At 74.6% G+C, this 16977-nt stretch carries 18 protein-coding genes; 11 read left to right on the forward strand and 7 right to left on the reverse strand.

Features of this window, described 5'->3' with window-relative positions; translation table 11 throughout:
• Positions 1-11 precede the first annotated feature (11 nt).
• Positions 12-1037 (reverse strand): SDR family oxidoreductase, encoded by a 1026-nt coding sequence (locus ABWI07_RS13030; RefSeq protein ID WP_353818660.1) that lies wholly within the window; start codon positions 1035-1037, stop codon positions 12-14.
• A 155-nt stretch (positions 1038-1192) separates the two neighbouring features.
• Here ABWI07_RS13030 and ABWI07_RS13035 point away from each other — a divergent pair, with 155 nt between their 5' ends.
• The 3 genes from ABWI07_RS13035 (at position 1193) to ABWI07_RS13045 (ending at position 4553) form a co-directional block, all read left to right on the forward strand.
• The gene (locus ABWI07_RS13035) at positions 1193-2020 is read left to right on the forward strand and encodes an inositol monophosphatase family protein (protein ID WP_353818661.1); all 828 of its coding nucleotides are present in this window, start codon (positions 1193-1195) and stop codon (positions 2018-2020) included.
• Between the two features lie 163 nt (positions 2021-2183).
• Complete coding sequence (locus ABWI07_RS13040) at positions 2184-3089, forward strand: Cgl0159 family (beta/alpha)8-fold protein (protein ID WP_353818662.1); 906 nt, start codon at positions 2184-2186, stop codon at positions 3087-3089.
• A gap of 147 nt (positions 3090-3236) precedes the next feature.
• The gene (locus tag ABWI07_RS13045) at positions 3237-4553 is read left to right on the forward strand and encodes an alkaline phosphatase PhoX (protein WP_149263422.1); all 1317 of its coding nucleotides are present in this window, start codon (positions 3237-3239) and stop codon (positions 4551-4553) included.
• A gap of 30 nt (positions 4554-4583) precedes the next feature.
• Here ABWI07_RS13045 and ABWI07_RS13050 read toward each other — a convergent pair whose 3' ends face one another.
• On the reverse strand, positions 4584-4901 hold the full coding sequence (locus ABWI07_RS13050) for a hypothetical protein (RefSeq protein WP_149263423.1): 318 nt from the start codon (positions 4899-4901) through the stop codon (positions 4584-4586).
• 67 nt (positions 4902-4968) lie between these two features.
• Here ABWI07_RS13050 and ABWI07_RS13055 point away from each other — a divergent pair, with 67 nt between their 5' ends.
• From ABWI07_RS13055 to ABWI07_RS13065, 3 genes are read left to right on the forward strand one after another with little or no spacing between them, the layout of a single operon-like run.
• Positions 4969-5400: a SlyX family protein gene (locus ABWI07_RS13055; protein ID WP_149263424.1), complete on the forward strand. Its 432-nt coding sequence runs from the start codon at positions 4969-4971 to the stop codon at positions 5398-5400.
• Positions 5397-5825, forward strand: coding sequence for an SRPBCC family protein (locus ABWI07_RS13060; RefSeq protein ID WP_149263557.1), 429 nt, complete (start codon positions 5397-5399; stop codon positions 5823-5825). Before ABWI07_RS13055 ends, ABWI07_RS13060 begins: the two co-directional genes overlap by 4 nt.
• 15 nt (positions 5826-5840) lie before the next feature.
• Positions 5841-6455 carry a DNA-3-methyladenine glycosylase I gene (locus ABWI07_RS13065; protein WP_149263425.1) on the forward strand — a complete coding sequence of 205 codons (615 nt, stop codon included), beginning with the start codon at positions 5841-5843 and terminating at the stop codon, positions 6453-6455.
• A 141-nt stretch (positions 6456-6596) separates the two neighbouring features.
• Here the strand turns inward: ABWI07_RS13065 and ABWI07_RS13070 are convergent, their stop codons facing one another.
• The 3 genes from ABWI07_RS13070 to ABWI07_RS13080 form a co-directional block, all read right to left on the reverse strand.
• Positions 6597-9167, reverse strand: coding sequence for an FtsX-like permease family protein (locus ABWI07_RS13070; RefSeq protein WP_353818663.1), 2571 nt, complete (start codon positions 9165-9167; stop codon positions 6597-6599).
• A 5-nt stretch (positions 9168-9172) separates the two neighbouring features.
• Positions 9173-9937: an ABC transporter ATP-binding protein gene (locus ABWI07_RS13075; RefSeq protein ID WP_200842300.1), complete on the reverse strand. Its 765-nt coding sequence runs from the start codon at positions 9935-9937 to the stop codon at positions 9173-9175.
• 109 nt (positions 9938-10046) lie between these two features.
• Positions 10047-10832, reverse strand: a complete 786-nt coding sequence (locus ABWI07_RS13080; protein WP_353818664.1) for an enoyl-CoA hydratase-related protein — start codon at positions 10830-10832, stop codon at positions 10047-10049.
• Between the two features lie 318 nt (positions 10833-11150).
• On the opposite strand from ABWI07_RS13080, the gene ABWI07_RS13085 reads away from it, so the two are divergent.
• A complete protein-coding gene (locus ABWI07_RS13085) occupies positions 11151-11318 on the forward strand; it encodes a DUF3117 domain-containing protein (protein WP_083980698.1) in 168 nt (55 codons plus the stop codon).
• Between the two features lie 101 nt (positions 11319-11419).
• Positions 11420-12889 carry a leucyl aminopeptidase family protein gene (locus ABWI07_RS13090; protein WP_353818665.1) on the forward strand — a complete coding sequence of 490 codons (1470 nt, stop codon included), beginning with the start codon at positions 11420-11422 and terminating at the stop codon, positions 12887-12889.
• A 42-nt stretch (positions 12890-12931) separates the two neighbouring features.
• Here ABWI07_RS13090 and ABWI07_RS13095 read toward each other — a convergent pair whose 3' ends face one another.
• Both ABWI07_RS13095 and ABWI07_RS13100 read right to left on the reverse strand, forming a co-directional pair.
• Positions 12932-13552, reverse strand: a complete 621-nt coding sequence (locus ABWI07_RS13095; RefSeq protein ID WP_149263429.1) for a hypothetical protein — start codon at positions 13550-13552, stop codon at positions 12932-12934.
• On the reverse strand, positions 13545-14204 hold the full coding sequence (locus tag ABWI07_RS13100) for an O-methyltransferase (RefSeq protein WP_149263430.1): 660 nt from the start codon (positions 14202-14204) through the stop codon (positions 13545-13547). The genes ABWI07_RS13095 and ABWI07_RS13100 overlap by 8 nt, the downstream gene beginning before the upstream one ends.
• Positions 14205-14373: 169 nt before the next feature.
• On the opposite strand from ABWI07_RS13100, the gene sigE reads away from it, so the two are divergent.
• The 3 genes from sigE (at position 14374) to ABWI07_RS13115 (ending at position 16950) form a co-directional block, all read left to right on the forward strand.
• Positions 14374-15108, forward strand: coding sequence for an RNA polymerase sigma factor SigE (gene sigE / locus ABWI07_RS13105; protein WP_353818666.1), 735 nt, complete (start codon positions 14374-14376; stop codon positions 15106-15108).
• Between the two features lie 64 nt (positions 15109-15172).
• The gene (locus tag ABWI07_RS13110) at positions 15173-15835 is read left to right on the forward strand and encodes an anti-sigma factor family protein (RefSeq protein WP_353818667.1); all 663 of its coding nucleotides are present in this window, start codon (positions 15173-15175) and stop codon (positions 15833-15835) included.
• Entirely contained in the window at positions 15832-16950 is a 1119-nt protein-coding gene (locus ABWI07_RS13115; RefSeq protein WP_353818668.1) for a MucB/RseB C-terminal domain-containing protein, read from the forward strand. Before ABWI07_RS13110 ends, ABWI07_RS13115 begins: the two co-directional genes overlap by 4 nt.
• Positions 16951-16977: the final 27 nt, after the last annotated feature.

Consider the following 16977-nt stretch of genomic DNA (forward strand, 5'->3'; position numbering starts at 1 on the left):
TCACTGGTCCGTCATCGCCGCAGCAGCCTGGCCGCGCCCGCGGCGGCCCCCGCCGCGGCCCCGGCCGTCGCGGCCCCGACCAGGTACTTGTGCCGCCCCGCCCACACCTGCGGGCTCCTGGCGTGCGCCTGCTCGTCGAACCGCCCGTGGCTGCCGTGGTCGTGGTCGCCCGCCGCGTCCGCGGGCTCCCACAGGTTCGCCGGCTGGTCCGGCCTCGTCCGCTTATCGGTCTGCTGGGACTTGAAGCCCGTCCGGGCCAGGTAGCGGTCCAGCAGCCCCGTCGCGAACTTGTCGGCCAGGATCGTGCCGACCGTGCTGCCCCCGACCCAGTACTCCCGGCGGCGCGGGTGCTCGGCGGCGTGGACGAGCGCGTCCGCCGCGATCTCCGGCTGGTAGATGGGCGGGACGGGCTGCGGGCGGCGCGGCAGCCGGTTCAGCACCCAGTCGAACTGCGGGGTGTTGACCGCCGGCATCTGCACCATCGTCACCTTCACGCCGCTGCGCTCGTGCATCAGCTCCGCCCGCAGCGAGTCGTGCAGCCCCTGCACGGCGTGCTTGGAGCCGCAGTACGCGCTCTGCAGGGGGATGCCGCGGTAGGCCAGCGCCGACCCGCACTGGACGATCACGCCGCGGTCGCGCGGCATCATCCGCCTGAGCGCGGCCCTCGTGCCGTTGACGTAGCCGAGGTAGGTGACCTCGGTGGTGCGCTTGAACTCCTCGGGCTCGATCTCCCAGAACGGCGCGAACACCGAGGAGAACGCCACGTTGACCCACACGTCGATCGGCCCGAGCTCCCTCTCGGCCGCCTCCGCCGCCGCGTCCACCGCGCCGGCGTCGGCCACGTCCACGCTGATCGGCATCGCGCGCCCGCCGGCGGACTCGACGTCCGCCGCGGCCCCGCGCAGCCCCTCCTCCCCGCGGGCCAGGAGGGCCACCCGCGCCCCGCGGCGCGCGAACGCCACCGCGGTGGCGCGTCCGATGCCGCCGGAGGCTCCCGTAACCACTACGACCGTTCCCTTATCGATCTTGTGCTTCATGTTTCATCCCCATGAGGGCGGCGCTGGATCCGGCACAGTGACCCACTGCCCGAGCCGAGGGCTCTGTAACAACGGCCCCGCCGGGGCTCGCCGGCCCTCGGATACGGTCGTGATGAGGTGCGCACTTGCGCCCCCGCCGTCGCCGAAGGAGAAGAATGAGCGCCGATGTCCCCGCCTCGCGGGAGCTCGCCGGGATCGCCGAACTCGCCGCCCGCGCCACCGGGGACCGCCTGCGGACGGCGTTCCGCTCGCGCCCCGAGGTCGACCTCAAGCGCGACATCCACGACCCGGTCACCGTCCACGACCGGGCGGCGGAGGAGACGATCCGCGAGGTGCTGGCCGAGCACACCCCCGGCAGCGTCGTCGTCGGCGAGGAGGGCGGCGTGGGCGGCGGGGACGGCGACCTGCGCTGGTTCGTCGACCCGATCGACGGGACGGCCAACTTCGCCGTCGGCCTGCCGTTCTTCTGCGTGTCCATCGGCGCCGCCATCGGCGACGAGCTGGTGGCGGGCGTGGTGTACGACCCGGTCCGCGAGGACATGTTCACCGCCTCGCTCGACGGCGCCACCTGCAACGGCGAGCCGATCCGCAGCCGCGGCGCGACCCGTGACGAGACCGCCGTCGTCGCCACGTCCTACCCGAGCGCCTACGACCTGAGCCTCGGGCGCGAGGAGGCGCTGCGTCGCTACGGCCGGATGGTGGACGCGTTCGCCACCGTCCGCCGCCCGGGCAGCGCCGCCCTCACCCTCGCGCACGTCGCCGCCGGATGGGTCGACGCGGCCTACGACTCGTCCATCAACGCCTGGGACATCGCCGCCGGGCTGCTGCTGGTCAGGCAGGCGGGCGGGACGTACGTGCCGCTCCGCGGCGAGCCCGGCGGGCACGACTGGGAGGCCCCCGGGTACCTGGCGTGCGTGGGCGGCTTCGACCTGGCCGGCTCCGTCATCGCCGAGGTCGCGGACTACAAGCCCGCCGGGTCCTGAGCAGTGGCCGCGGGGCGCGCCTGCGGGCCGCCCCGCGCCGCGTTGACAGCCGTTCGTGATCTTGAGCAGACTCGGCCTGGCCGGTGGCGCGAACCCGGCGCCGCGCGTTTCGCGGACAGGGACGGTGAACCATGATCGATGCGCTGGTGCGGCGGGTGGCGGCATGACGCCCGGCACGGGCTCCGCGCCGGGAGAACGCGCCGCGCGGATCGCGGGGCTGGCCGAGGTGCGGGCGGTGCGTCCGGAGTCGGTCGCCGAGGCGGCGGGGCGGCGGGTGAGGCGGGGGTCGCTGCTGGGGGAGTCGGGGCGGTTGATGCTGCTGGCGGCTGATCATCCGGCGCGGGGCGCCCTGGCGGCGGGTGGTGACCCGCTGGCGATGGCCGATCGGGGTGAGTTGCTGGATCGGTTGTGCACGGCGTTGGAGCGGCCGGGTGTGGACGGTGTGCTGGGCACGGCGGATGTGATCGAGGATCTGCTGCTGCTGGGCGTGCTGGAGGGCAAGGTCGTGGTCGGTTCGATGAACCGGGGCGGGCTGGCGGGGTCGTCGTTTGAGATCGACGACCGTTTCACGGCCTACAGTGCGGCTGCGATCGCGGCGTCGGGGTTGGACGGCGGGAAGATGCTGCTGCGGGTGGACGATGAGGACCCGGCGACCGTTCGCACGTTGGAGGCGTGTGCTCGGGCGGTGTCGGAGCTTGCCGGGCGCGGGTTGATGGCGATGGTGGAGCCGTTCATCTCGCGTCGGGTGGACGGCCGGGTCCGCAACGACCTGTCGCCGGAGGCGATGACGCGTGCGGTCGCGATCGCGTCGGGGCTGGGCACGACCTCGGCGTACACGTGGCTGAAGGTGCCGGTGGTGGCGGACATGGAGCGGGTGATGGCGGCGTCGACGCTTCCTGCGCTGCTGCTGGGCGGGGAGGTGGCCGCCGATCCCGTCGCGGCGCGGGAGGGGTGGCGGCGTGCGCTGCGGCTTCCCACGGTCCGGGGCCTGGTGGTCGGCCGGTCCCTGCTGTATCCGCCGGACGGCGACGTCGCCGCGGCCGTGGACGCCGCAGTGGAACTCCTCTGAGACCACGCACCGCGCGCGTTCCGGCACTCCCGATGAGATCGGACCAACGTTGGCCTGGGGTTTTCCCTCCCGGCCGGTGATCGTTCACTGCCGGTTCAGGGGCGGCGACCAGGCTCCCGCGTGATCCCCTCTCACAAAGGAGTGCCCATGTCCGTGACCCGTCGCGGAGTCGTCAAGGGCGGCGCGGCCGGCGCGCTGTCCATCGCCCTCGCCGGAAGCCTGGACGGAATCTTCCAGACCTCCGCGGGAGCCGAAACGGGAGAGGCCTACGGCTACGGCCCGCTGGTCCCCGACCCCAAGGGCGTCCTGGACCTGCCCAAGGGCTTCTCCTACAAGACGTTCTCGGTCGAAGGCGAACCCATCTCCGAGGGCGTCGTCGTCCCCGGCCACCACGACGGGATGGCCACCTTCCCCGGCGGCCGCCACGGCCGCACCCGCCTGCTGCGCAACCACGAGCAGAGCAACAACGGCACCCGCGCCGTGGGACGCCCCGAGTGGACCTACGACCCCGCGGCCAACGGCGGCACCACCACGCTGGAGGTCGACAGCAAGGGCGACCTGCTGTCGCAGTACGTCAGCCTCGCCGGGACCGCCACCAACTGCGCGGGCGGGCGGACCCCCTGGGGGACGTGGCTGACCTGCGAGGAGACCGAAGGGTTCACGGGCCAGACCAAGACCCACGGCTGGGTGTTCGAGGTCGACCCGACCGGCCGCAGGACCGAGCCCGTCCCGCTCACCGGGCTCGGCCGGTTCGCCCACGAGGCCGTCGCCGTCGACCCGCACACGCTCACCGCGTACCTGACCGAAGACGCGTCCAAGCCGTTCGGGCTCTTCTACCGGTTCAGGCCCCGCGCCCACCGCGGCGGCTACCACGCCTACATGGCGGGCGGGAAGCTGGAGGCGCTGAACGTCCCCGGCGTCCCGGACCTGTCGGCCGTCCAGGAGCCCGGGTCGCGGTTCCGGGCCGAATGGCTGGAGGTCCCGGACCCGTCGGCGAAGCAGACCTCGATCCGCAAGCAGTTCGACACGATCACGCGGAGCCAGAAGATCGAAGGCGCCTGGTGGGGCCACGGCAAGGCGTACTTCGTGTGCAGCTTCTCCCGGAAGGCCGACGGCGGCGCCGCCGACCACGCCGGGCAGGTCTGGACCTACGACCCGCACCGCGGCGAGGTCGAGCTCCAGCTCGTCTTCAAGCCGGGCGGGCGCTTCGACGGCCCCGACAACATCACCGTCTCCCCCTACGGCGGCGGCGTGATCCTGGCCGAGGACGGCGACGGCGAGCAGTACCTCATCGGGACCACCCGCCGGAACGAGCCGTTCGCGATGGCCCGCAACGCCCTCAACGACAGCGAGCTCACCGGCGTCACGTTCTCCCCGGACGGGCGGATCCTGTTCGCCAACCGCCAGTCCGGACCGGGCGCGACGTTCGCGATCACCGGGCCCTGGCACCGCCTGCGCGGCTGACGCCGGACCCGGCGGACCCTGCCCCGCCGATCAAGCGAGGCCGCGGCGGGCGACGGACGGGGGGCGGGTGCCCCGGATGGAGGCCACCATGTCGAGCACCTGGCGCGTCCCGTCCGCCTGGGACTCCGGCACGCGGAACCAGGTCGCGCCCAGCCACGCGTAGACCGACGCCGCGGCCAGCAGGCCCGCGTCGGGCTCGCGGGCGTCCGTCTCCAGCGTGACCAGCACGGCGTCCCCGGACGCGACGAGCCGCTCCACGCGGCTCGCCGGGGGCGCCGTGCCCGCGTCCACGACACCGCCCGGAACCGGCGCGTCCGGTGGAAGGACCTTGCGCTCTTGCAACCCCATGCCGCCAAGCGTGGCACGATCGGGGACGGGGAGTCGTCCTCCAGATGGGGTGCCGTCAGATCGGAGCGTGATCGTGGTCGTGGTTCTCGTCCTGGCCGGCGTGGCCGTGCTGGGCGCCGTCGTCGTCCTCGCCATGGGCCGGGGCGGCGAGCTGGCCGAGGCCCATCCCGACTATCCGCCGGTCAGCGTGGACGCCGAGGGGCGCCCCGTCATCGGATGGGACGTCTCCCACGTCCGGTTCCCCAGGACCATCTGGGGGTACCAGACGCACGTGACGGACGACGCTGTCCACCGCCTTTCCGAGGCCCTGCACGAGCGCGACGCCCGCGTGGCCGACCTGGAGCGGCAGCTCCGCGACCTCCGCAAGCGCCTCGGCGACGCGGAACCGTCCCGCCCGGTCGGCGCCCTGCACGGGATCGACGAGCCCGGCGCCCGGGTGCCGCTGCGCAAGGAGCCCGTCGAGCCGGACGGCGCCCCGAAGGAGGAGGAGCACTCGTGAGCGCGGTCGCCGTCCACGCGGAGGCGGTCTCGGCGGCCCCGCCGGACCGGGTCTTCGAGGTCCTCACCGACTGGCCGCGGCACGCCGAGTGGATGCCGTTCACCCGCGCCGAGGGCGGCGACAAGGTCGGCGACGAGCTGCGGGCCTGGACGGGCGTCGGCCCGGTCGGCTTCCTCGACACCATGGTGATCACCGACTGGCGGGCGGGTCGCCGCGTCGCCGTCCGGCACACCGGCCGCGTGGTGCGCGGCGAGGCGTACTTCAAGGTCCTCCCGGAGGGCTCCGGCAGCCGCGTCGTCTGGGCGGAGCGCGTCGACCTGCCGCTCGGCCCCCTCGGCCGCGCCGGCTGGCTGGTCGCCGGGCCGGTCGTGCGCGCGTTCATGACCCTCGGGCTGCGCCGCCTCGCCGCGCTGTCGCAGGCATGAGGTAGAACGGGGCGCGTGAGCACCGCGATTCTTGGCGAGGACGGGCTGGCGCGCTGCCCGTGGGCGCTGTCGGCGCCCGACTACGTCGCCTACCACGACGACGAATGGGGCCGTCCGGTCCGCGACGACCAGGGGCTCTACGAGCGGCTGTGCCTGGAGGCGTTCCAGTCCGGCCTGTCGTGGCTGACGATCCTGCGCAAGCGTGAGGGCTTCCGCGCCGCGTTCTGCGGCTTCGACATGGAGAAGGTCGCCGCGTTCGGCCCGGACGACGTCGAGCGGCTGATGGCCGACGCCGCCATCGTCCGCAACCGCGCCAAGATCGACGCCGCGATCGGCAACGCCCGCGCGGCGCTCGACCTGCCGGGCGGCCTCGCCGCGACCGCCTGGCGCTACGCCGACCCCGACTCCCCGTCCTATGCCGACATGGCGGATGTCCCCGCCTACACCGACGCCTCGAAGGCCCTCGCCAAGGAGCTGAAGAAGCACGGCTTCCGCTTCGTCGGCCCCACCACCGCCTACGCCCTCATGCAGGCCTGCGGCCTAGTCGACGACCACCTGAGTGCTTGCTTTGCGTCCTCGCGGTCGGAGGGCCCGGGGGCCCTCCGACCGCGAGAACGCTGCGATCGCTAGCATCGCTCCGGCTCGCCTTGCGGCTCGCTGCGCGATCAGTTTCTCGCAGGCTCGAAACTGGCTTCGCACGCGATCGCCACCTTGAGGTCGTCGCTGGCTGAGGCGGTGGCTGAGCATGTGCGCGCGTCCAATCGCGGCGGATCAGTGGGTTGGCGAGGCGATGGCCACCGCTCTTTTTGCGGGGAGGGCTGAGACTGCGTGGGTGACGGCGGCGGCGCCTGCGATGACCAGGGCGAAGAGCCACCAGGGGGCGTTCGGGGCCAGGAACGAGCTTCCCGTGGCGAGGTGCAGCAGGGACGCCGTGCCCAGGGCCGTGCCGAGGCCGAGGAGGCTGCCGAGCAGGACGACGGTCGCGGCCTCCCAGCGGACGATCGAGCGGATCTGCGCGTCCGTCGCGCCGACCGCGCCGAGCAGGCCGAACTCGCGGGTCCGTTCGCCGACGCTCATCGAGACGGTGGTCGCCATGCCGAACAGGGCGAGCACGAGCGCCATGCCGATGAAGCCGTAGATGACGCTCATCCCCTTGGTCATCGCGGCGGACGCCGTCTTCACGTAGCCGTCCCGGTCGAGCACCTTCAGGCCCGGCGCGTCCGCGAAGGCGCGGGACAGGGCCCGCTCGGTGCCGCCGCGGACGAGCACCACCTGCGTCGCCGCGGCCGGGTCGAGCCGGTCCATCGTGGCCTCCGAGACGAGGGCCTGGTCGGCGAACAGGTGGGACGGGTCGTGGTAGGCGGCGGCGACGGTGAGCTCGACCCGGCCGCGGGCGCCGCGCACGACGACCCGCTGCCCCTTCTTGATCTTCTGGCCCTTCATGACCGTGGACGTGAGGGCGACCTGGCCGTCGCCGAGCCGGGGAAGGCGGCCGCCGAGCTTCAGCACCGCCGGCACCGCCGCCTGATCGGCGCCCGTCACGGTGAGGTAGACCGGCACCGGGTCCTCTTCGGGCGACGGCTTCTTGGGCGGGGGAGACACGAGCTTGACCTCGGACGTCGTGAGCGCCGCCGCGGCGGTCACGCCGGGCACGGCCGCGGCCTTCCGCGCGGCGTCGCGGGGGAGCGGCGCCTGGCCGTCCGAGGTCATCCCGGTCGCGGTGATCGCGTGGTCGGCCCGCATCACCTCCCGGCCCGTCGTGGCGAACCGCGCGTCCACCGACAGGACGATCAGCGCGGTCGAGGCGACCAGCGCGACGCCGAGCATCAGGGACGACGCCGCCGACGACACGCGGCGCGGGCTGCGGGTGATGGTGGCGCGGGCGAGGCGCCCCGCCTCGCCGCTCACGGACGTCCCGATGCGGCCGACCAGCCCGCCGAGGGGGCCGACGAAGAACGGGGCGAGGACGGCGAGCGACGCCACGGTCGTCATGCAGCCCAGCAGGACCATCACGCTGGTGCCGGCGGTGCGCTCGGGGCCGGGCGGCTCCTCCGAGCGGATCCCGAAGACGCCCCCGAAGAAGATCCAGGCCAGGGCGAACACCCCCAGGGCGCCGAGGACGCGCGGCCAGCGGCGCCCCGCCGTCTCGGTGCTCGCGTCCCGCAGCGCCTCCATCGGGGAGATCTTCGCGGCGCGGCGCGCGGCGCGGCGCGCCGCGAGCTGGGTGACGAGGATCCCCGCCGCGGCGGGGATCGCGAGCGCGATCCAGCCGTACTGCGCGTCGGCGGCGGAGATGTCGAAGCCGTCCTCGGCGAACAGGTGGGTGAGCAGCGCCGACACCGGGTAGCCGAGCGCGGTGCCGCCCGCCGAGGCGACGACGCCGAGGGCGAGGGCCTCGAACCGGATCAGCCGCTTGATCTGCCGGGGCGTCGCGCCGATCGCGCTGAGCAGCGCCAGCCGCCGGGTCCGCTGCCGGACGAGCGTGCCGAACGTGTTGGCGACGACGAACAGCCCCACGAACACCGCGACGGACGAGATCATGCCGATGGCGCCGCCGATCGATCCTCCGGCGGCCTGCAGCTCCGCGGACTGGGCGTGCCGGACGTCCGCCGCCGTCCGGACGGTGACGTCCTTGCCGAGCTCGCGCGCCAGCGCGGTGCGCAGCTCGGACGCCGATCCGCCGGACGCCCTGACCCACACGCTCTGCCACGTCCCCGCCGGAAGGCCCGCCGCCTGCGCGACGGTACCGGGGGGCGCCAGCAGCAGGTCGCCGCTCGCCACGGCGCTGTGCCCCTGCACGGTGACGATCCCGACGATCCTCATGTCCCGGCTCTGCTTCGGCAGCAGCACCTTCAGGGTGTCGCCGACGTCGAGCCCGCCCGCGCGGGCCACGTGCCGGGTGACGGCGACCTCGCCGTCGGCAGCGGGCGCGCGTCCCGACTCCAGGTGGTAGGGGTTGAGGCGGCCGTCCGGCGTCCACGGCCGCAGCGCCGTCCCCGCCCCGGCCGGCGGCAGGATCGGCTCGCCGTCCGAGCCGCTCGCGGTCACCGGGACCATCGCGTCGCCCGCGGCCGCCGCGACGCCGGGACGTCCCGCCACGGCGCTCAGCGCGACCCGGCCGTCCGGCGGCGAGTACGGGTCGTCGGGGTCGGCCGAGCCGCCCTGGACGAGGACGTCGGCGCGGGAGTACTCGCTGGCGTCGCTGCCCGACACCGCCTCCTGCGCCCGCAGCGTGAACTGCAGGGCGCCCGCGATCAGTCCGATGGAGAACACGGCCGCCAGCAGCGTGGCGGTCAGCCGCGTCCAGCTTTCGGCGAAGGAGCGGCGCGCGATCAGCCACATGGCGCTCAGCCCTCCATCCGGCGCATCACGGCGTGGACGCCGTCGATGGTCGGCTCGAGCAGCTCGTGCACGATCATGCCGTCGGCCAGGAACAGCACCCGGTCGGCGTGCGCGGCGGCCGCCGGATCGTGCGTCACCATGATCACCGTCTGCCGGTAGGCGTCCACCGCGCCGCGCAGGAAGCCCAGCACCTCGGCGCCCGACCGGGAGTCGAGGTTGCCGGTCGGCTCGTCGGCGAACAGCACCTCCGGCCGGGTCAGCAGCGCCCGCGCCACCGCGACCCGCTGCTGCTGCCCGCCCGACAGCTCGCTCGGCCGGTGCGACAGCCGATCCCGCAGCCCGAGCGCGTCCACGATCGTGTCGAACCACTCCCGGTCGGGGCGCCGGTTCCCGAGCCGCCCGGTCAGCCGGATGTTCTCCTCCGCCGTCAGCATCGGCAGCAGGTTGAACGACTGGAACACGAACCCGAGCCGGTCGCGGCGCAGCTTCGTCAGCCGGGTCCGCGACAGCCGGGTGATGTCCACGTCCCCGATCAGGATCGAGCCGGACGTCACGGTGTCGAGCCCGGCCATGCAGTGCAGGAACGTCGACTTGCCGGAGCCGGACGGCCCCATGATCGCGGTGAACCGGCCCCGGGGGAAGGACGCCGAGACGCCGCGCAGCGCGGTCACCTCGTTCTCGCCCGTCCCGTAGGACCTGACGATGTCGCGCGCGACGGCGACGTGGTCGTCGAGCTGCCCGGCAGGGGGTGCGGCGGCTGTCTGCATCATGCCGTCCAGCAAACCGCCGGGCACCCCTCGCCCACATTGACGCGGGCTCCCCACTCCATGCGGGGGAAGGCCCTACCCCCGCCCAGGGGGAGCCCGGCGTGCGGCGGCGCTAGCGGCCTTCGAAGACGGGCTGCTGCTTCTTCAGGAACGCCTCGGTCGCGTTGTGGTGGTCGCTCGTCTTCTCGCACTCGTCCTGGAGCTCCGCCTCGCGTTCGAGGGCGGACGCCAGGTCGTGGGTCGCGGCGTGGTCGAGGGCCGCCTTGACCGCGCCGTAGGCGACCGTCGGGCCGGACGCGAGGCGGCGCGCGAGCTCCACCGACGCCGGAGCGAGCTCGTCGGCCGGGACGACGCGCGTCACCAGCCCCATCTCCAGCGCCTCCTGGGCCTTGACCGGCTCGCCCAGCAGCAGCAGTTCGGCCGCCTTGGCGCGGCCGACCAGGCGCTGGAGCGTCCACGACATGCCGCTGTCGGGGGCGAGGCCGATCCCGGTGAACGCGGTCGCGAACCGGGCCTTGTCGGACGCGACGACCAGGTCGCACGCGAACGCCAGCGACGCGCCCGCGCCCGCCGCCACGCCGTTCACCGCCGCCACGACCGGCTTGCGCATGCCCGCGATCGCCAGCACGATCGGGTTGTAGTGGTCGCGGACGGTGCCGTCCAGGCCCCGGCCGGCGGCGAGGTTGTCGCCGTGCTCGCGCAGGTCCTGGCCCGCGCAGAACGCCCGCCCCGCACCCGTCAGGATGACCGCGCGGACGGCGGGGTCGGCCGCGGCGCGCACCACGGCCGCGCGCAGGGACTCCTTCATCTCGACGGTCAGGGAGTTCATCCCGTCGGGACGGTTGAGTGTGATCGTCCCCACTCCGTCGGTCACGTCGTAAAGCACGGTCTCAGACATCGTCGTCCTCTCGGTCCTCGGTAGATCTTCCCAGGCCACCTTCGACGAACACCGGCGGGGCGGGCAAGAGCGGTCCCGCCCCCGGTGCGGCGGCCCGCGGCCGGGGGCCCGGGCCGTCCCGCCGCCGCCGATCCTGAGGCCCGCAGGGGGCCGCGACCTGCGTCCACGGGGCCCGGCTGCCGATCTGGAGGCTGATCGTTACCACTTCGCGCCCGGAAGACGAGATAATGGACCACTACTGATGACGCGGATGCGACACGCGGCCACGCGGCCAGAGGTGTGCGAGGCCGCGGCCCTACTTAGGAAGGGGATGCACGCATGGCGGCGATGAAGCCGCGGACGGGAGACGGTCCGCTCGAAGTGACCAAGGAGGGACGCGGAATCGTCATGCGGGTCCCCCTCGAAGGCGGCGGCCGCCTCGTGGTCGAGCTCTCCGCCGACGAGGCCAAGGAGCTCGGGGAGGCCCTCAAGGACGTCGTGGGCTGACGGCCCCGCCGCTCCCGGCTTGTTGGTGACGGTCCCGGCGACGCCGCCGGGGCCCTTGCCATTTCCCGTAACGATTCAGCGATCAGGGGGGACCCACCGCCATGCCCATCGAGACCCGCATCCACGGTGCCGGTGGCACCGTGTCGCAGACCGCGGTCGACCTCGGGGCCGAGGTGGTGGCGGTGCCCGTCCGGTCCGGCCCCGCCGCCCCCGCGGCGGAGGTCGCGGCCTCGCTCCCCTTCACGCTGGACGAGCTGCTCGCGCTGCACCAGGCCAAGGGCGAGCCGGGTGAGATCATCGCCACACAGGTCCGCGTCGGCGACCGGGTCCGGGAGCTGCTGCTCTACGGGGTCGGCGACGCCGCCCCGGGCGACCTGCGCAAGGCCGGCGCCGCGCTGGCCCGCCGCGGCAAGGGGCGGACGGCGCTCGTCGCCGGGGTCCCGGACGGCGACCTCGCCGCCTTCGTCGAGGGCGCGCTGCTCGCCTCCTACGAGTTCCGGATCGGCGCCGCCCCGCCGAAGAAGGCGCTCGGCACCCTCGCCGTGCTGACCGAGGCGGGGCCCGAGTCGGACGCCCCCGCGATCGAGCTCGGCACCGCACGGGCCCGGGCCACCGCCCTCGCCCGCGACCTCGCCAACACGCCGTCCCGCGAGAAGGACCCCTCCTGGCTCGCCGCGCAGGCCGAGCGCGTCGCCGCCGAGTCCGGCCTCACCGTCCGCGTGCGCGGCGAGAAGGAACTGGTGGAGGAGGGGTTCGGCGGCCTGGTGGCCGTCGGGGGCGGTTCGGCGCGCCCGCCCCGGCTGATCGAGCTCTCCTACGAGCCGGCGGACGCGGACGGGGCCTCGCCGCGCCATGTCGTCCTGGTCGGCAAGGGCATCACGTTCGACAGCGGCGGCCTGTCGCTGAAGCCCAACGAGGGCATGAAGACGATGAAGACCGACATGGCGGGCGGCGGCGTCGTCATCGCCGTGATGAGCGCGCTGCGGGACCTCGGCGTCCGCACCCGCGTCACCGGCCTGGTCGCCGCGGCGGAGAACATGCCGTCCGGCTCGTCGATGCGCCCCGGCGACGTGATCGCCCACTACGGCGGGACGACGTCGGAGGTGCTGAACACCGACGCCGAGGGGCGGCTCGTCCTCGCCGACGCGCTCGCCTACGCCGACGCGCGGCTCGACCCCGACGCGGTGGTGGACGTCGCCACGCTCACCGGCGCCGCCAAGGTCGCGCTCGGCCTGAAGCACGGGGCCCTGTTCGCGAGCGACGACGCCCTCGCCGAGGCCCTCACCCGGGCCGGGAAGGCCGCCGGCGAGCCCGTGTGGCGGCTCCCCCTGGTGGAGGAGTACCGCGCCGCGATCGACTCCGACGTGGCCGACATCAACAACATCGGGCGCGGCGGCTACGGCGGCGGCTCGATCACGGCGGCGCTGTTCCTGCGCGAGTTCGTCGGCGACCGGCCCTGGGCGCACCTCGACATCGCCGGGCCCGGCCGCTCCACCTCCGAGGACGCCGAGATCACCCGCGGCGCCACCGGTTACGGCGCCCGCCTCCTGCTGGACTGGCTGACGGCCTGACCCGTCCCGCCCGCGCGGACGGGCGGTCGCTTCACGCGGCGGTCACCGCACGCGGCGGTCGATCACCGGGACGCGGCGCCGCCGCCTGGCCTGCTTGACGATCTCCGGGAGCGTCGCGTCCCACCCGGGCTCCACCGCGAAGCACCACGGGACGGCCGCCGCCGTGGCGGGCACGTCCCGCATCGTGAGCGCCACCAGGTGCGCCCGCTCCGCCGTGCGCGCCATCTCCGCCAGCTCCGGGGTCGGCAGGAAGACCAGGTAGTCCTGCTCGCCGCGGCGGGTACCGCCGACGCCGCGCCGCAGCGCCGTGATCGCGGCCACCTCGTCCCAGGGCAGCGTCCGCCCGGACCGGCGCGGCAGCGGCCAGCCGGCGGGGCGCCGCACGCCGGCGCCGTCGAGCTCCAGGACGGGCCGGCGCGACAGCATGCCGCCGGCCGACACCAGCAGGCCCGCCCCGAACAGGCCGAGCCCCGCCACGCCCAGCACCATGACCACGACGCTGCCGACGCCCGCGCCGCGCATCGCCCCGCCCGCGACGAACCCCACCGACGCCAGGAACAGGATCGCGAACGCGGCCAGCCGCCACACCCCGCGCCAGGTGACCCGCACCCGGACCGCGAACGCCTCCCCGGCGGCCCGGTCGCGGAGGGCGTCCTCAGTCACGCCGGACGGCGCAGAGCAGGCCGTCGCCCACCGGGATCAGCAGCGGAACGAGCCGGTCGTCCTCGCGGATCATGCGGTGCACCTCGCGGATCGCCTCGGTGTCGGGGTCGCGCTGGTCGGGGTCGGCGACCCGGTCGTGCCAGAGCGCGTTGTCGAACGCGACGACGCCGCCCGGCCGCAGCAGGCGCAGCGCGTCGACCAGGTACTCGGGGTACTCGCGCTTCGCCGCGTCGCAGAACACCATGTCGTAGGCGCCGTCGGTGAGGCGCGGCAGGACCTCCAGCGCCGGCCCGATGATCATCCGGGTGCGGAATCCGGACAGGCCCGCCTCCCGGTAGGCCTGCTTCGCCAGCCGCTGGTGCTCCGGCTCGATGTCGACGCTGGTCAGCACCGCGTCCTTCGGCATGCCGCGCATCAGGTAGACGCCGGACACGCCGCAGCCCGAGCCGACCTCCACGACCGTGCGCGCGCCGATCAGCGTCGCGATGAACCGCAGCGCCGCGCCCCCGGCCGGGCCGATCGGCACCGCGCCGACCTCCTGGCCGCGGCGCCTGGCGTTCAGGAGCGGCTCGTCCTCGGGGAGGAAATCCTCCACATAGGCCCGGGTGGCCTCAATGGCGTCGATGGCTGCCTCCTCGTGGGACCCCCGCATGGCTCATGCTGGGAAGACCATATCGTTGCAGGGGAACCAACTGGCGTTTCAGCGCGTTGTAAGGGACACAGGCAAGCACCGAGTCGGTATCAGAACCGCCCCAGCCCAGGCGAGACCGTGCCGTTCCAAGGCGGGACCTTGGCTCACGAGAGAGGAACAGCCCGGCACCATGGGAGTCGCAGCACTCAGTTTCAGAAGCGCTGTGGGGGTCGGCGCCAGGCAGGGGCTTGGAAACGCCGCTCGCACCCGAGAGAACGCCCCCGAGGCCGAATGGGCGCCGCCGTCCTGGGACGAGGTCGTCCGCGAGCACTCCGCCCGCGTCTACCGGCTGGCCTACCGCCTGACCGGCAACCAGCACGACGCCGAGGACCTCACGCAGGAGGTCTTCGTGCGGGTGTTCCGCTCCCTGTCGAACTACACGCCGGGGACGTTCGAGGGCTGGCTGCACCGGATCACCACGAACCTGTTCCTCGACATGGCCCGGCGCCGCCAGCGCATCCGGTTCGAGGGACTCGCCGACGACGCCGCGGAGCGCCTCCAGGGCCGCGAGCCGACCCCGGCGCAGGCGTTCGACGACAACAACTTCGACGCCGACGTCCAGGCCGCGCTCGACGCGCTGGCCCCCGACTACCGCGCCGCCGTCGTGCTGTGCGACATCGAGGGGCTGTCCTACGAGGAGATCTCCGCGACCCTCGGCGTCAAGCTCGGCACCGTGCGCAGCCGCATCCACCGGGGGCGTGCGCAGTTGCGGGCGGCGCTGGAGCACCGCGCGCCCACCCGGCGCCGGCCCGGCACCCGCAACGACTTCCAGGCCGCCGTCGCATGCGGCGACCCGGCGGCCGACGGCGAGCCCGGGGGGCTGCACGCGGCGGGCGGTGTCCGGCCGCTGCCGGACGGCGTGTAAAGCTGTGCTCACCGCGCGCGGGGCGGGACCGCGCGCCTGACGGAACGGAATCGACGGAGGCGGCGTGAGTTGTCTGGGGGAGCGTCTGACCGCGCTGGTCGACGGTGAGCTGGGGGACGAGGAGCGCGAGCGCGCCCACGCCCATCTCGCGCGATGCGCCGACTGCCGGGACGAGGCCGACCAGCTGCGCAAGCTGAAGGGACGCCTGCGGGGGCTCTCCGAGCCGCCGGCGGCCGACGGGACCGACGACCTCCTGTCCGGCGCCTTCCTGGACCGGCTGCGCACCCTGCCCGCGTCCGCCGGGCTTCCGGACCCGGCCGACGCCCCTGACGCGACCGTTCCCGACCTCCCGATCGAGCCGGCGGCCTCGCATGCCGGGGCGCGCTCACGGCACCCCTCCCGGCCCCTCCGATCATCGGCCCGTCCCGTCCGGCCGCCGCACGCCGCCCGTCCCCGCGACAACCGGCCGCGCGACGCCCGCCCGGCCGGGCATGCCGCCGCGGTCCGCGTCCCGCCGCGGCGCCGCTACCTCGTGGTCGGGGCCGCCACCCTCTTCCTCGGCCTCGGCACCGCCTCCTACATGGCGGGCGGGCGCCAGGACGCCCCCGCCGTCACCCCCGCGTTCGACCGGTTCGCCGTCGAGCACGCGCTCACCTCCGGTGACGCGCCGATGACCGATCCGCTCACCGACCCGGTCAACCAGGTCCAGGTCTCCCCGGGGCCGTGAGGCGCGCGACCTCCAGGGGGCGCTGCCGGCGCGGCGCCGCCCTGGCCGCCGGGCTCGCGGGCGCCCTCGCGCTGGCCGTGACGCTCACCGGCGACCCCGCCCCCGCGCGCCGCGTCCGCAGCGATCCGGGCGCGCTCGCCCTGCTGCGCGGCGCCGCCGACGCCGCCCGCCGCGTCCCCTACGAGGGCCGGCGGTTCCTCACCACCCGCAGCGGCGGCAGGGCCGCCACCTCCCGCGTCGCCGTGTCGCACACGCCGGGCGCGGGCATCCGGTACCGGTCCGGGTCCGCGGGGGAGGGCTACCGGCCCGAGTCCGCCGCCGGGGACACCACCGGCTTCACGCCGGCGACCCTGGCGCTGCTGACCCGCAACTACTCGGTGGTGCGCGCCCCGGACGCCTCGGTCTGCGGCCGCCCCGCCCGCGTCGTCGAGGCGCGCCGCGCCGACGGCAGCCCCGCCGGGCGCTTCTGGATCGACCGGGACACCGGCCTGATGCTGCACCGCGAACTGATCGACGCCACCGGCCGCCCGGTGGTCGCCAGCGGCTTCACCGAGATCAGCTTCAGCGCCTCGCCGATCGAGCCCTCCCCGCTCAGCCGCCCGCTCGGCGGCCTGTCCCGGTTCCCCGGCGCGAGCGCCGGCAGCCCCGTCGAGAACACCCGCGTCCGCGAGAGCGCGAGCGCGTGGGGCCGGACTCTGGACCGGGCGGGCCTGGCCGAGCTGCGCGACCGCGGCTGGCCCGTCCCGGAGGACCTGCCGGGCCGGCTCACCCTCTACGACGCGCGGCGCGAGAAGGACGGCGGCGCCCTGCACCTCAGCTACTCCGACGGCCTCGCCGCCGTGTCGGTGTTCGTGCAGCGCGGCTCCCTCGACGAGCGCGGCATGACGGGCTGGCAGCGGACCGGCCGCCGGGGCCGGACGGTGTTCCGCCGCGAGTCGCTGCGGCGCTGGGCGGTGTCGGCCGGGAACGGCTATGTCTACACGGTCGTGACGGACGCGCCGCAGAGCACGGCGACGGCGGTGGCGCTGAGCATGCCGCGCGGCTCCGCGTCCCACTGGAAGCGCCTCTCCCGCGGCGCTCGACGCCTTGCCACAGCGGCGAATCCGTTCGATTGACCCGAGATGTGGGTATCGGCGGCAGGT

Source organism: Actinomadura sp. NPDC000600, assembly GCF_040492135.1.
Lineage (GTDB): Bacteria > Actinomycetota > Actinomycetes > Streptosporangiales > Streptosporangiaceae > Spirillospora.

Excerpts from the sequence above, each read along its gene's own strand:
- sigE (WP_353818666.1), top strand. The coding sequence starts at position 14,374 with ATGGGAGTCGCAGCACTCAGTTTCAGAAGCGCTGTGGGGGTCGGCGCC.
- ABWI07_RS13090 (WP_353818665.1), top strand. The coding sequence starts at position 11,420 with ATGCCCATCGAGACCCGCATCCACGGTGCCGGTGGCACCGTGTCGCAG.
- ABWI07_RS13040 (WP_353818662.1), top strand. The coding sequence starts at position 2,184 with ATGACGCCCGGCACGGGCTCCGCGCCGGGAGAACGCGCCGCGCGGATC.
- ABWI07_RS13080 (WP_353818664.1), bottom strand. The coding sequence starts at position 10,832 with ATGTCTGAGACCGTGCTTTACGACGTGACCGACGGAGTGGGGACGATC.
- ABWI07_RS13035 (WP_353818661.1), top strand. The coding sequence starts at position 1,193 with ATGAGCGCCGATGTCCCCGCCTCGCGGGAGCTCGCCGGGATCGCCGAA.
- ABWI07_RS13050 (WP_149263423.1), bottom strand. The coding sequence starts at position 4,901 with ATGGGGTTGCAAGAGCGCAAGGTCCTTCCACCGGACGCGCCGGTTCCG.
- ABWI07_RS13085 (WP_083980698.1), top strand. The coding sequence starts at position 11,151 with ATGGCGGCGATGAAGCCGCGGACGGGAGACGGTCCGCTCGAAGTGACC.
- ABWI07_RS13030 (WP_353818660.1), bottom strand. The coding sequence starts at position 1,037 with ATGAAGCACAAGATCGATAAGGGAACGGTCGTAGTGGTTACGGGAGCC.
- ABWI07_RS13075 (WP_200842300.1), bottom strand. The coding sequence starts at position 9,937 with ATGATGCAGACAGCCGCCGCACCCCCTGCCGGGCAGCTCGACGACCAC.
- ABWI07_RS13100 (WP_149263430.1), bottom strand. The coding sequence starts at position 14,204 with ATGCGGGGGTCCCACGAGGAGGCAGCCATCGACGCCATTGAGGCCACC.
- ABWI07_RS13070 (WP_353818663.1), bottom strand. The coding sequence starts at position 9,167 with ATGTGGCTGATCGCGCGCCGCTCCTTCGCCGAAAGCTGGACGCGGCTG.
- ABWI07_RS13045 (WP_149263422.1), top strand. The coding sequence starts at position 3,237 with ATGTCCGTGACCCGTCGCGGAGTCGTCAAGGGCGGCGCGGCCGGCGCG.